This window comes from Streptomyces sp. NPDC014733 (assembly GCF_043083385.1).
Classification (GTDB): Bacteria; Actinomycetota; Actinomycetes; order Streptomycetales; family Streptomycetaceae; genus Streptomyces.
In genome coordinates this window covers 64,123-77,017 of sequence record NZ_JBIBYO010000004.1, presented here as the reverse complement: position 1 = coordinate 77,017, position 12,895 = coordinate 64,123, and the positions used below count along the sequence as shown (strand labels likewise).

12 protein-coding genes and 1 pseudogene are annotated in these 12,895 nt (G+C 73.7%); 12 read left to right on the top strand and 1 reads right to left on the bottom strand.

The window, feature by feature from the left end:
- Positions 1–144 precede the first annotated feature (144 nt).
- A complete protein-coding gene (locus ACF1BH_RS11740) occupies positions 145–906 on the top strand; it encodes a chitinase (RefSeq protein ID WP_391642283.1) in 762 nt (253 codons plus the stop codon).
- 79 nt (positions 907–985) lie between these two features.
- Here ACF1BH_RS11740 and ACF1BH_RS11735 read toward each other — a convergent pair.
- Positions 986–2,008 (bottom strand): annotated as a pseudogene (locus ACF1BH_RS11735) (chitinase); the annotation flags it as partial.
- A gap of 286 nt (positions 2,009–2,294) precedes the next feature.
- Here ACF1BH_RS11735 and ACF1BH_RS11730 point away from each other — a divergent pair.
- The 11 genes from ACF1BH_RS11730 (at position 2,295) to hypF (ending at position 12,880) form a co-directional block, all read left to right on the top strand.
- Positions 2,295–3,383 (top strand): hydrogenase expression protein HypE, encoded by a 1,089-nt coding sequence (locus tag ACF1BH_RS11730; protein WP_391642282.1) that lies wholly within the window; start codon positions 2,295–2,297, stop codon positions 3,381–3,383.
- Positions 3,384–3,450: 67 nt separating this feature from the next.
- On the top strand, positions 3,451–5,235 hold the full coding sequence (locus ACF1BH_RS11725; RefSeq protein ID WP_391642281.1) for a nickel-dependent hydrogenase large subunit: 1,785 nt from the start codon (positions 3,451–3,453) through the stop codon (positions 5,233–5,235).
- Positions 5,232–5,771: a hypothetical protein gene (locus ACF1BH_RS11720; RefSeq protein WP_391642280.1), complete on the top strand. Its 540-nt coding sequence runs from the start codon at positions 5,232–5,234 to the stop codon at positions 5,769–5,771. Before ACF1BH_RS11725 ends, ACF1BH_RS11720 begins: the two co-directional genes overlap by 4 nt.
- Positions 5,768–6,430, top strand: coding sequence for a DUF5947 family protein (locus ACF1BH_RS11715; protein ID WP_391642279.1), 663 nt, complete (start codon positions 5,768–5,770; stop codon positions 6,428–6,430). Before ACF1BH_RS11720 ends, ACF1BH_RS11715 begins: the two co-directional genes overlap by 4 nt.
- Positions 6,427–7,098: a DUF6084 family protein gene (locus tag ACF1BH_RS11710; protein ID WP_391642278.1), complete on the top strand. Its 672-nt coding sequence runs from the start codon at positions 6,427–6,429 to the stop codon at positions 7,096–7,098. The genes ACF1BH_RS11715 and ACF1BH_RS11710 overlap by 4 nt, the downstream gene beginning before the upstream one ends.
- On the top strand, positions 7,095–8,528 hold the full coding sequence (locus tag ACF1BH_RS11705) for a hypothetical protein (protein WP_391642277.1): 1,434 nt from the start codon (positions 7,095–7,097) through the stop codon (positions 8,526–8,528). Before ACF1BH_RS11710 ends, ACF1BH_RS11705 begins: the two co-directional genes overlap by 4 nt.
- The gene (locus ACF1BH_RS11700) at positions 8,525–9,067 is read left to right on the top strand and encodes a hydrogenase maturation protease (RefSeq protein ID WP_391642276.1); all 543 of its coding nucleotides are present in this window, start codon (positions 8,525–8,527) and stop codon (positions 9,065–9,067) included. Before ACF1BH_RS11705 ends, ACF1BH_RS11700 begins: the two co-directional genes overlap by 4 nt.
- Before the next feature lie 17 nt (positions 9,068–9,084).
- A complete protein-coding gene (locus ACF1BH_RS11695) occupies positions 9,085–9,195 on the top strand; it encodes a DUF6893 family small protein (protein WP_391642275.1) in 111 nt (36 codons plus the stop codon).
- A gap of 157 nt (positions 9,196–9,352) precedes the next feature.
- Positions 9,353–9,742: a hydrogenase maturation nickel metallochaperone HypA gene (locus tag ACF1BH_RS11690; protein ID WP_391642274.1), complete on the top strand. Its 390-nt coding sequence runs from the start codon at positions 9,353–9,355 to the stop codon at positions 9,740–9,742.
- Between the two features lie 4 nt (positions 9,743–9,746).
- On the top strand, positions 9,747–10,502 hold the full coding sequence (hypB, locus tag ACF1BH_RS11685; RefSeq protein ID WP_391642273.1) for a hydrogenase nickel incorporation protein HypB: 756 nt from the start codon (positions 9,747–9,749) through the stop codon (positions 10,500–10,502).
- On the top strand, positions 10,499–12,880 hold the full coding sequence (gene hypF / locus ACF1BH_RS11680) for a carbamoyltransferase HypF (protein WP_391642272.1): 2,382 nt from the start codon (positions 10,499–10,501) through the stop codon (positions 12,878–12,880). The genes hypB and hypF overlap by 4 nt, the downstream gene beginning before the upstream one ends.
- The last annotated feature ends 15 nt before the right edge of the window (positions 12,881–12,895 follow it).

Sequence of the window (12,895 nt, the reverse complement as noted above, 5' to 3'; positions counted from 1 at the left end):
TCCACCCGGCCTGCGCGGCGATGCCGCCCGGCAGGCCTGCTCGGTAAGGCAATTCCCCCACAGCGGCCGCTTCCCGCCCGGTGGCCCGGAGCCCATGAGGCCCGGTGCTCCCGCCCGGCGGGCGGTCGCACGAAGGAGTTCCCGATGAGATCACGTATCGCCGCCCTGATCGGCGCCGCCACTCTCGCCGCGGGAGTGGCCGTACTGGCGCCCGCCGCCCCTGCGGGGGCCGCGCCCGGATGTGCCCCGACCGCTCTGACCTGTACGAAGGCCGCGACCAAGGCGGAGGGTTTCGTCGTCAGCGAGGCGCAGTTCAACCAGATGTTCCCGAACCGGAACGCGTTCTACACGTACCAGGGGCTGACCGACGCGCTCAGTGCCTACCCGGAGTTCGCGAACACCGGGAGCGACACCGTCAAGCGCCAGGAGGCCGCCGCCTTCCTCGCCAACGTCGGTCATGAGACCGGCGGTCTCGTCTACGTCGTGGAGCAGAACACCGGCAACTACCCGCACTACTGCGACGCCACCCAGCCCTACGGCTGTCCGGCGGGTCAGGCCGCGTACTACGGCCGCGGCCCGATCCAGCTGAGCTGGAACTTCAACTACAAGGCGGCCGGGGACGCGCTCGGCATCGACCTGCTGAACAACCCGTCGCTGGTCGAGCAGGATCCGGCCGTCGCCTGGAAGACCGCGCTCTGGTACTGGAACACCCAGAAGGGCCCGGGCACCATGACGCCGCACGACGCGATGGTCAACGGCGCGGGCTTCGGCGAGACGATCCGCGCCATCAACGGGACCATCGAGTGCAACGGCGGCAACCCCGGCCAGGTGCAGAGTCGGATCGACAACTACCAGAACTTCGTGAAGATCCTCGGGACCGAGCCCGGCGCCAACCTGAGCTGCTGACGACGCTCCCGGGACGGCGGGTCCGTCCGGCCGGACGGGCCCCACGGGGCCCGGCCGGCCGGACGGACCGCTCTCACCCGGTGGCCTGGGCGAACTTCACCGAGTAGGCGGTGAAGTCGTACGCGCCCTGCGGCACGCTGCTGCACGTACCGGAGGTGCGGCCGTTGTTGTCCGGCGGGGTGCACTCGCGGTCGCGGTTGACGGACCAGTTCGTCAGGCGCGCCATGTGGTGGGCGGTCGCGAAGTCCAGCACCTTCCGGAAGTCCTCCTGGGTGAAGTACTCCCCGGTGTCGCTGCGGCCGTTCATCTGGGAAATGCCCTCGTGGGCGTAGGCGGTGGCCTCGTCCCAGCCGAAGGTGGACCGCAGGACGTCCTGGAATTTCACCAGCGCAGCGGTCTGGGAATCGGCGCCGTCGAAGCCGCCGTCGAACGGCATGACGGAGAAGTTGTCCGGGGTGAAGGACTGGGACTTCGCCTCGTTCAGCATCTGCTTGCCGAACCAGCCGGTGCCGTCCGCCGTCCCCGCCGTGGTGACCGAGAGATAGAGCCCGGGGTTCCGCTGCTGGAGGATCTTGGCGGCACCGATCTCGTTGTGGATGGCGGCGGTGTTCTCGTACTCCGGCTCCTCCAGGTCGAAGTCGAGCGCCTTGAGGGCGTAGGTGTCGATCACCTTCTGGTACGCGGCGGCCGTCGCCTCGGGGGTGGAGCAGGCCTGTCCGAGCTTGGTGCCGCCGTAGCCGCCGATGGAGGCGGAGACGTCGCCGCCCTTCGCCCGGATCGCGGAGATCACCCCGGCGACCGCGGTGTCCGACTCCACCGGGGCGGTGCCGTCCCACGTCGGCGTACAGCCGCCGCCGTTCGGCGCCAGGACGAAAGCGAGCTGGAAGGCCTTGAGGCCGGTGGCGTCCATCACCGCTGCGGCGTCCGGCGGGTCGTTGTCGAGCGGCATGAGATAGGGCGCGGCCGCGTACCAGTTGCCGCCCAGGGCCTGTGGCGGCGGGGCGGTGGGGCGGCCCGCGGCGAGCGCCGTACCGGCGGCGGTGAGCGCGAGGCAGACCGCGGCGGTGACGGCGCCGAGCGCGCGGGGGTGACGGGTGGGCACATGACCTCCCGGAGAGTGGAGATGGTCCAGACCAATCGCTCCACAGCGTGGACCCCGCGCCGGGGCGCGTCAATACTCCGGACCGCACGGAGCGGGAGAGCGCCGAGGGCCCCGGCCCGCGCCCCGGCGGGCCGGTCCGCACCCCGTCCCCGGACTGCCGTACGGGCATCACTGGACTGCCCCGCTCGACGGCGTCACGCGGCGTGTCGGCTGCTATCACGGGCAGCAGGCACGTTATCTGCCTTATGCGGCCTTTCCTGCCCCGGACCCCAGAGGAGGCATCCTCATGGATGCAGCACCATCGGCTCCGAACGGCTCCACCGCCCCGCCCTCCGCCGGTACGGAGGAGGCGGCGCCGATCCACATCCTCTGGATCAACGCCGGTCTGAGCTGCGACGGCGACTCCGTGTCGCTGACCGCCGCCACCCAGCCCAGCATCGAACAGATCGCCCTCCAGGGACTCCCCGGCCTGCCGAAGATCGCCGTGCACTGGCCGCTGATCGACTTCGAATGCGGCCCGGTCCAGGGCGCGGACGCCTTCATCGAATGGTTCTTCAAGGCGGAACGCGGCGAGATCGAACCGTTCGTCCTGGTCATCGAGGGCTCCATCCCCAACGAGGCGATCAAGGCCGAGGGGTACTGGTGCGGCTTCGGCGACGACCCCGCGACCGGCCAGCCGATCACCACCAGCGAATGGATCGACCGCCTCGCCCCGAAGGCCCTCGCCGTCGTCGCCATCGGCACCTGCGCCACCTACGGCGGTATCCACGCCATGGAGGGCAACCCCACCGGCGCGATGGGCGTCCCCGACTACCTCGGCTGGGACTGGAAATCCGGCGCCGGCATCCCGATCGTCTGCGTCCCGGGCTGCCCCATCCAGCCGGACAACTTCGCCGAGACCCTGACCTACCTCCTTCACCAGGCGGCCGGTTCGGCCCCGATGATCCCGCTGGACGACAAGCTGCGCCCCACCTGGCTCTTCGGCGCCACCGTCCACGAGGGCTGCGACCGCGGCGGGTACTACGAACAGGGCGAGTTCGCCACCACCTACGACTCGCCCACCTGCCTGGTCAAACTGGGCTGCTGGGGCCCGGTCGTCCACTGCAACGTCACCAAGCGCGGCTGGATGGACGGGATCGGCGGCTGCCCCAACGTCGGCGGCATCTGCATCGCCTGCACCATGCCCGGCTTCCCCGACAAGTTCATGCCGTTCATGGACCCGCCGCCCGGCGGCATCTTCTCCACCACCGCCAGCGGCCTCTACGGCGGCGTCATCCGCAAGCTGCGCGAGATCACCCTCAAGACGGTGGACAAGGAACCGCGCTGGCGCCACACCGGCACCGAACTCACCACCGGCTACCGCGCCCCGTGGTGACACCCCCGTCGCAACCCGACCCGACCGACCTCCCCGTTTGACGAAGGTGAAGGGCACCGCAGACACGATGGCACCGACGACGAAGACCTCCGCGGACGGCAGCGGACTGACCGAGATGTCCTGGGATCCGATCACGCGGATCGTGGGCAGCCTCGGCATCCACACAAAGATCGACTTCAAGCAGAAGCGGGTGGCGGAGTGCTACAGCACCTCGTCGGTCTTCCGCGGCTACAGCGTCTTCATGCGCGGCAAGGACCCCCGCGACGCCCACTTCATCACCAGCCGCATCTGCGGCATCTGCGGGGACAACCACGCCACCTGCTCGGTGTACGCACAGAACATGGCGTACGGCGTGAAGCCGCCGCACCTCGGCGAGTGGATCATCAACCTCGGCGAAGCCGCGGAGTTCATGTTCGACCACAACATCTTCCAGGAGAACCTGGTCGGGGTGGACTACTGCGAGAAGATGGTCCGCGAGACCAACCCCGGCGTCCTCGACCTCGCCGAACGCACCGAGGCCCCGCACGCCGCCGCGCACGGCTACCGCACCATCGCCGACATCATGCGCTCCCTCAACCCGCTGGAAGGCGAGTTCTACCGCGAAGCGCTCCAGGTCAGCCGCTACACCCGGGAGATGTTCTGCCTGATGGAGGGGCGGCACGTCCACCCCTCCACGCTCTACGCCGGCGGCGTCGGCACCGTCGCCTCCGTCCAGCTCTTCACCGACTACCTCAGCCGCCTGATGCGCTACGTCGAATTCATGAAGCGCGTCGTCCCGCTCCACGACGACCTCTTCGACTTCTTCTACGAGGCGCTGCCCGGCTACGAGGAGGTCGGCCGCCGCCGCGTTCTGCTGGGCTGCTGGGGCGCGCTCAACGACCCCGACCACTGCGACTTCACCTACCGCAACATGACCGACTGGGGCCGGCGGATGTTCGTCACCCCCGGCATCGTCGTGGACGGCAAGCTCGTCACCAACGACCTCACCGAGATCAACCTGGGCATCCGCATCCTGCTCGGCAGCTCCTACTACGACGACTGGGCGGGCCGGGAGCAGTTCGTCACCCACGACCCGCTCGGCAACCCCGTCGACCCGCGCCACCCCTGGAACCAGCACACCATCCCCGCCCCGCAGAAGCGGAACTTCGAGGACAAGTACAGCTGGGTGATGTCCCCGCGCTGGTTCGACGGCAAGGACCACCTCGCCCTCGACACCGGCGGCGGGCCCCTCGCCCGCCTGTGGTCCACCGCGCTCTCCGGACTCGTCGACTGCGGCTACGTCAAGTCCACCGGCCACAGCGTCGTCATCAACCTGCCGCGCTCCCTGACCAAGCCGGAGACCAGCTTCGAGTGGCGGATCCCGAAGTGGAGCAACGCACTGGAGCGCAACCGCGCCCGCACCTACTTCCAGGCGTACACCGCCGCCGTGGCCCTGCACTTCGCCGAGAAGGCGCTCGACGAGGTCCGCGCCGGACGCACACAGACCTGGGAGAAGTTCGAGGTGCCCGACGAGTCCATCGGCTGCGGCTTCACCGAGGCGGTCCGCGGCGTCCTCTCCCACCACATGGTGATCAGGGACGGCAAGATCGCCAACTACCACCCGTACCCGCCGACCCCCTGGAACGCCAGCGTCCGCGACAGCTACGGCACCCCGGGACCCTACGAGGACGCGGTCCAGAACACCCCGATCTTCGAGGAGAACGCCCCGGAGAACTTCAAGGGCATCGACATCATGCGCGCCGTCCGCAGCTTCGACCCCTGTCTGCCGTGCGGCGTCCACATGTACGTCGGCGGCGGCCGCACCGTCCAGGAGACGCATCTGCCCACCGGACTGAGCGGACTGGCCGGATGAGCGCCGAGGAGACCGCCCGCCGCGTCGAGGAGGTGCTCGACCGCCTCGCCGCCCACGACGACCCCGAGGTCCCCGCCGCGGCGGAGGAACTCGTCCGCGACCTGATGGAGTTCTACGGCACCGGACTCACCCGCCTCCTCACCCTCGTCTCCACGGCGGACGGCACGCCCCCGCCCGCGCTGCTGGACGACGCCTGCGTCGCCGGACTGCTGGTCCTGCACGGACTGCACCCCGAGGACGCCCCCGCCCGCATCGCCCGCGCGCTGCGCACCGCGGGTGCCCCCGACGCCGTCGTCGAGGAGTTCGACGAGGCCACCGGCGCGCTGCGGCTGAGCCAGGAGGGCGGCGGCTGCGGCGGTACCGCCGACGCCACCCACCGGCGCATCGAAGCCGCCCTGGCCTGCCACGCACCGGAGGTGACCGGCGTCGACCTCCACCAGGCCGCCGCCGCACCGCCGCTGCTCCAGATCGGCACCCGCCCGCCGGAGCCCGTTCCGGCGGGCGCCGCCCCCGACGGCCGGACCGCGGCGCCGTGACCGCGCCGCACACCGCCCGGCACCGCCCGGGACCCGCGCCCCGCGGACTGCACCGCTTCACCCGGCCCCGGCCCCCCGCGCCGGAACGCTGCGAACTGTGCGGCACCGCCCTGGACACCGGCCACCGCCACCTCGTCGACACCACCCGGCGCTCCCTGGCCTGCGCCTGCCCGCCCTGCGCCCTGCTCTTCGACCGGCCCGGCGCGGGCGGCGGACGGTTTTGCACCGTGCCCGACCGGGTCCTCGCCGACCCCGGCTCCGCACCGTCCGCCGCCGCCTGGGCCGCCCTGCACATCCCCGTCGCCCTCGCCTTCTTCTTCCACCACTCCGGCCTCGGCCGCCCGGTCGCCCTCTGCCCCAGCCCCGCGGGCGCCACCGAGACCGAGATCGACCCCGCCGCCTGGGACACCGCCTTCGCGGACTCCCGCCTCGCCGCACTGCTCGCACCGGACGTCGAGGCGCTGCTGGTCCGGCGCACCGGCGACGCGGCGGACTGCTACCTCGTACCGGTCGACACCGCCTACGAACTGGTCGGCCGGATGCGGCTGCACTGGACGGGCTTCGACGGCGGAGCCGAGGCCCGCGCCGCCCTCGACACGTTCTTCACGGCGCTGGCCGAACGGGCCACCGGCATCCCGGAGGAGGCGGCCCACCCGTGAGCGACCTCGCCTTCACCTGCACCGGCGTCCGCGCCGACCCGTACGCCGCGGGCCCCACCCTCGTCTTCCGGCTGCGCATCACCGCGTCCGGACCCGAGCGGGTGCACGCCCTCGCGCTCCGCTGCCAACTGCGCATCGAACCGGCCCGGCGCCGCTACACCGACGCCGAGGCGGCACACCTCGGCGACCTCTTCGGCGAACGGGAGCGCTGGGGCTCCACCCTCCACCCGCTCCAGTTCGCCCAGGTCTCCGTGGTCGTCAACGGCTTCACCGGCGAGACCGAGGTGGATCTGCCGGTGCCCTGCACCTACGACACCGACATCGCCTCCGCCAAGTACTTCGCCGCCCTCGACACCGGCGAGATCCCGCTGCTGCTGCTCTTCTCCGGTACGGCCTTCCGCGGCGCGGGCGGCTTCCGGGTGCAGCCGGTGCCCTGGGACCGGGAGGCGGTCTGCCGGATGCCGGTGACCGTCTGGCGGGAGATGATCGAGCAGCACTTCCCCGGCTGCGGCTGGCTGCGCCTGTCCCGCACCGCCATGGACGCCCTCGGCGCCTACCGCTCCCGCCGCGCCCTGCCGTCCTGGGAGGAGACCGTCCTCACGCTCCTCTCCGAGGCGGGGCAGGGCGCGCACCCCCTGCCCGCACGCCCCCGGGAGGCCCTGTCATGACGTCCGCCGCGCCCGCGACGGAGGACCTGTTCGCCCACGCCCGCCAGATCGCCGACGCCGTCCTGCTGGAGGGCTATGTGCTCTACCCGTACCGGGCGTCGGCGGCGAAGAACCGGATGCGCTGGCAGTTCGGCGTCCTCGTCCCGCCGAAGTGGCCCGGGGCCGCCGCCGAACACACCCTCCAGCGCACCGAATGCCTGCTGGAGCCCCGCGGCAACCCGGTCCTCCACGCCCAGGTCCGCTTCCTGCACGCCCGGCGCCGCACCGTCCAGCGCGCGGTGCCCGACGGCACGTACGAGACCGTGGACGCGCTGGAGCTGCCGGACCGGGTCGTCCGGCCCTGGGACGAGGGCGTGACCGAGCAGGTGGACCTCACCGCCGAGATCTCCGCGCTCACCGGCGACGGGACGCGGCTGCCCTTCACCCTGCCGGCCCACGAGGAGAGCGAGCCGCTCCACGCCGGCGGACGCCTGGTGGGCCGTCAGCTCCGGCGCCGGGAGCGCGTGTCCGGGGAGCTTCACCTGAGCGCCACCGAACTGGACGGCCCCTGCCGCCTGCTGCGGCTCACCGCGACCGTCCGCAACACCGGCGACTGGAGCGGCGACGGCACCGCCGACCGGGAGGCGGCGCTGCCGCACTCCCTGCTCTCCGCGCATCTGCTGCTCGGCGTCACCTCCGGCGCGTTCCTCTCCCTGACCGACCCGCCCGAATGGGCGTCGGGCGCCGCCGCCACCTGCCGCAACACACACACCTGGCCGGTCCTGGCGGGCGCCGACGGCACCGCCCGCACCGTCCTGTCCTCGCCGATCATCCTGGAGGACCATCCGCGGATCGCCCCCGAGAGCCCCGGCGTCCTCTACGACGCCACGGAGATCGACGAGATCCTCGCGCTGCGCACCGCCGCCCTCACCGACCAGGAGAAACGCGAGGCCCGCGGTACCGACGACCGGGCCGCCGCCGTCATCGACCTCGCCGACTCGATGCCGCCCGAGGTGCTGGAGCGGCTGCACGGCGCGGTCCGCGCGCTGCGCGAGGTCACCGGCGGCGGACCGCCCCCGCCGCCCGACCGGGCCGCCGCCGCGCCCCCCGACCCGTTCGACGGCGACACGGGCGGCGCCCCCTGGTGGGACCCGGCCGCCGACGCCGCCGTCGACCCGGTCCGCGACCGCGTCCTCGTCGACGGCACGCCCGTCGGCGCGGGCAGCCGCGTCGCGCTCCGCCCCGGACCGCGGCGCACCGACGCCCAGGACCTGTTCCTGCACGGCCGCACCGGGGTGGTGGAGGCGGTGCTGCACGACGTGGACGGCGGGGTGCACCTCGCCGTCACCGTGGACGGCGACCCCGGCGCCGACATCCGCCGGGAACAGGGCCGCTTCCTCTACTTCCAGCCCGACGAACTCGCCCCGCTCGCCACCGTGGAGGACGGATGACCGCCGCCCCGCCCCGCGTCCTCGTGGCCGGCATCGGCAACATCTTCCTCGGCGACGACGGCTTCGGCGTGGAGACCGTCCGCCGCCTCGCCGCGCAGCCGCTGCCGCCGGGCACCGAACTCGCCGACATCGGCGTCCGCGGCGTCCATCTCGCCTACCGGATGCTCGACGGCTACGACACCGTCGTCCTGGTGGACGCGGTCCCCGGCGGCGGCCCGCCCGGCACCGTCCGCACCGTCGAACCCGACGGCGCCGGCCCGCCCGCGGGGCAGGTCGCCGTGGACGGCCACCACATGACCCCGGACGCCGTCCTCGCGCTGCTGGACCACCTGAGCGAGACCACCGGCGCTGGCCGGCCGCGCCGGATCCTCGTCGTCGGCTGCGTCCCGGCGAACCTGGACGAGGGCATCGGCCTCAGCGCCCCGGTGGAAGCCGCCGTCGACGAGGCCGTCCGGCTGCTCACCACCCTGCTGCACGAGGCCACCGACACCCCTGCCGGAGCACCCGGCCCCGCGGGCAGCCCCGCGGCCCGCACCTGACACCGAAGGAGCACCCCATGCGGAAGGTTCTGCTGGCGGCCGCGGCACTCGCCGCCGTCGCCGCCGCGGGCGGCGCCGTCGCCCTGCTGCCCGACATCCGGCGCTATCTGCGCATGCGGTCCATGTGACGCCTCGTCCGCCGCCGGTCCGCGCCGCCTGAACGGCCCACGGCGCGGCACCGGCGGCGGCGTGGCGCCCCGCCCGCCGCCGCCGCGCCCCCTGTAATGGCACCGGCCGCGCGGCCGGACGGCGGGCGCGGCCGGTACGCGATCCGGAGTGAGGCCGATGCACGAGATGTCCCTCGCCGTGGCGGTGGTGGAGCAGGTGGACGGCGCGCTGCGGGACGAGCCGCCCGGCACCGTCGAGACCGTCCGCCTCCAGGTCGGCGAACTGGCCGGGGTCGTCCCCGACGCCCTGCGCTTCTCCTTCACCCTCGCCTGCGAGGGAACCGCCCTCGAAGGCGCCGCCCTGCACATCGACGCCGTGCCCGGACGCGCCCGCTGCGCCCCGTGCGGCGCGGAATGGGCCACCGGTATGCCGCCCCGGCTGCACTGCCCGGCCTGCCGCTCCACCGCCGCCGCCCTCGTCGCGGGACGGGAGCTGCAGATCGTCAGCGTGCACCGGACCGACCACGGTGTCGTCCCCGCCCCCGTCCCCGCATCCGAGGAGAACTGAAGCCATGTGCCGCGTCGTCGACCTCCAGCAAGCCGTGCTCGCCGAGAACGACCGGCGCGCCCGGACCCTCCGCGCCGCACTCGCCGCCCGCGGCACCACCGCCGTCAACCTGCTCTCCAGCCCCGGCAGCGGCAAGACCGCGCTGCTGGAGGCCGAACTCACCCTCGCCCGCTCCCGCGGCGTCCCGGTCGCCGCCCTCACCGCCGACCTGGCCACCGAGAACGACGCCCGCCGCCTGGGCCGCTCCGGCGCACCGGTCAAGCAGGTCCTCACCGACGGGCTCTGCCACCTGGAGGCGGAGATGCTCCGCGGCCACCTCGACGGCTGGCTGCCGGACGGCACCCGCGTCCTGTTCGTCGAGAACGTCGGCAACCTCGTCTGCCCGGCCACCTACGATCTCGGCGAAACCCTGCGGGTGGCGCTCTGCTCGGTCACCGAGGGCGAGGACAAACCGCTGAAGTACCCGACCGCCTTCGGCCTCGCCCATCTGGTCCTGGTGACCAAGAGCGACCTCGCCGACGCCGTCGGCTTCGACGAGACCGCCTTCCGCGCCCATGTCCAGCAGATCAACCCGGGCGTGGAGACCGTCCTCACCTCCACCCGCACCGGGGAGGGCGCCGGTGTCCTGCTGGAGCACGCGCTCGCCGCCCACGGCAACGCCCCCGCCCACCGCCCCGTGATGTCCCGTCAGGCCCCACCACGGGAACACCCGCACCCCCCTCACCACCACCACGACGGTGCCGTGCCCAGCCACTCATGACCGTGTCCGGGGAGACGGTCGCGGCGCCGCCCGCGGCCGAGCGCCGGCGGGTCACCGTCCGCGGTGTCGTCCAGGGCGTCGGCTTCCGCCCGTTCGTCTTCACCCTCGCCGCGGAGCTGGGGCTGACCGGCCAGGTCGGCAACACCGGTGACGGCGTGGTCGCCGAGGTCGAGGGCGCGCCCGTGGCGGTCGCCGCGTTCTGCCGCCGGATCGGTACCGACGCGCCGCCCCTCGCCGTCGTCGAATCCGTCACCCACACACCGCTCCCGGCGGCCGGCGCCACCGGCTTCCGCATCGCCGCCACCTCCACCGGCGACCGCGCCCGCACCCTCATCGCGCCCGACACGGCCACCTGCGCGGACTGCCTCGCCGAACTGACCGACCCCGCCGACCGCCGCTACCGGCACCCCTTCGTCACCTGCACCCACTGCGGCCCGCGCTTCACCATCGTCACCGCCCTGCCCTACGACCGGGCCACCACCACCATGGCCGGCTTCCCGATGTGCGCGCGCTGCGCCCACGAGTACGCCGACCCCGCCGACCGCCGCTTCCACGCCCAGCCCATCGCCTGCCACGACTGCGGGCCCCGGCTGACGCTGCGCCGCCACCCGGGGACCACCGACGCCTGCGCCGACCCGGTCGCCGCGGCCCGCCGGATGCTCGCCGACGGCGCGGTCCTCGCGGTCAAGGGCCTCGGCGGCTACCACCTGGCCTGCGACGCGTCCCGGGAGGACAGCGTGCGGCTGCTGCGGGAGCGCAAGGCCCGCGGCGGCAAACCGTTCGCCGTCATGGCCCGCGACCTCGCCGCTGTCGACGGGCTCGTCCACCTCTCCGCCGCCGAACGCGACCTGCTCACCGGCGCGCGCCGCCCCATCGTCCTGCTCCGCCGACGCGACGCGGCCGACCGCCCTCCGCACGCCCCGCACGTCGCCGACGCCGTCGCCCCCGGCAGCCCCGACCTCGGCGTCATGCTGCCCTACACCCCCCTGCACCACCTGCTGTTCGGCCTGCCGGGCGACCTGCCGGGGCCCGAGTTGCTCGTCATGACCAGTGGCAACCGCGGCGGGGAGCTCATCGTCACCGACGACGCGGACGCCTTCACCACCCTCGCCCCGCTCGTCGACGGCTGGCTCACCCACGACCGCCCCATCCACGTACCCTGCGACGACTCCGTGGTCCGCATGATCGACGGGGCGCCGGTGCTGCTGCGCCGCTCCCGCGGCTACGCGCCCGCCGCGCTGCCGCTGCCCGTGCCCGTCACCCCCGCGCTCGCCGTCGGCGGTGACCTCAAGAACGTCCTCTGCCTGGGGGAGGGGCGCCGCGCCTGGCTGTCCGCGCACCTCGGCGACATGGACGACCTGGCCACCCTCACCGCCGCCGACCGCGCCACCGCCCACCTCGCGGATCTCACCGGCGTCCGCCCCCGCCACGTCGTCGCCGACCGGCACCCCGGCTACCGCTCCCTGGGCCGCGCCCGCCGCGCCGCCGGGCCCGACGGCGTACGGCGGGTCCAGCACCACCACGCCCACATCGCCTCCGCCATGGCCGAACACGGCCTCGACGGCAGCCGGAAGGTGATCGGCGTCGCCTTCGACGGCACCGGCTACGGCGACGACGGCGCGATCTGGGGCGGCGAATTCCTCCTCGCCGACTACGACGGCTACCACCGCTTCGCCCACCTCGCCCACGTCCCGCAGCCCGGCGGCGACGCGGCCGTCCGCCACCCCTACCGGATGGCCCTCGCCCATCTGCACGCCGCCGGTCTGCCCCACGACCCCGACCTGCCCTGTGTACGCGCCTGCCCGCCCGGTCAACTCCCGTTGCTGCAACGGCAGCTGACGCTCGGCCTGAACTGCGTCCCCACCTCCAGCATGGGCCGCCTCTTCGACGCCGCCGCCTCCCTGACCGGCCTCTGCCACACCGCCGGGTACGAGGCCCAGGCCGCCGTCACGCTCGAAGCGGCGGCCTCCCGCGCCGCCGAACCCGCCCCGCGCGAACCGCCGCCGGGCCACACCTTCACCCTGCGCCCCACCGCGGCGGGCGCGCTGGCCGCCGACCCCGCGCCGCTCCTCGCCGCCCTCGCCGCCGGGGTGCGCGCGGGCGTCCCCGCCGGGCGGCTCGCGGCCCGCTTCCACCACGCCGTGACCGCACTGGTCGGCCGGGTCTGCGCCGCCGCCCGCGACCGGCACGGCCCGGAAACCGTCGCCCTGACCGGCGGCGTCTTCGCCAACCGGCTGCTCGCCACGGAGTGCGCCCGGACCCTGCGCGCGGACGGCTTCACCGTGCTGCGCCACCGGCTGGTCCCGCCCGGCGACGGCGGACTGGCGCTCGGCCAGCTGATGGTCGCCGCCCGCCGCGGCGCGCCCCCCGCCCCCTGACCCACCCGATCCCGC

What these genes read in the sequence shown, in the direction of transcription:
- ACF1BH_RS11700 (WP_391642276.1), top strand. Translation starts at nt 8,525, where the DNA reads ATGACCGCCGCCCCGCCCCGCGTCCTCGTGGCCGGCATCGGCAACATC.
- hypF (WP_391642272.1), top strand. Translation starts at nt 10,499, where the DNA reads ATGACCGTGTCCGGGGAGACGGTCGCGGCGCCGCCCGCGGCCGAGCGC.
- ACF1BH_RS11690 (WP_391642274.1), top strand. Translation starts at nt 9,353, where the DNA reads ATGCACGAGATGTCCCTCGCCGTGGCGGTGGTGGAGCAGGTGGACGGC.
- ACF1BH_RS11730 (WP_391642282.1), top strand. Translation starts at nt 2,295, where the DNA reads ATGGATGCAGCACCATCGGCTCCGAACGGCTCCACCGCCCCGCCCTCC.
- ACF1BH_RS11725 (WP_391642281.1), top strand. Translation starts at nt 3,451, where the DNA reads ATGGCACCGACGACGAAGACCTCCGCGGACGGCAGCGGACTGACCGAG.
- ACF1BH_RS11705 (WP_391642277.1), top strand. Translation starts at nt 7,095, where the DNA reads ATGACGTCCGCCGCGCCCGCGACGGAGGACCTGTTCGCCCACGCCCGC.
- ACF1BH_RS11695 (WP_391642275.1), top strand. Translation starts at nt 9,085, where the DNA reads ATGCGGAAGGTTCTGCTGGCGGCCGCGGCACTCGCCGCCGTCGCCGCC.
- ACF1BH_RS11720 (WP_391642280.1), top strand. Translation starts at nt 5,232, where the DNA reads ATGAGCGCCGAGGAGACCGCCCGCCGCGTCGAGGAGGTGCTCGACCGC.
- hypB (WP_391642273.1), top strand. Translation starts at nt 9,747, where the DNA reads ATGTGCCGCGTCGTCGACCTCCAGCAAGCCGTGCTCGCCGAGAACGAC.
- ACF1BH_RS11740 (WP_391642283.1), top strand. Translation starts at nt 145, where the DNA reads ATGAGATCACGTATCGCCGCCCTGATCGGCGCCGCCACTCTCGCCGCG.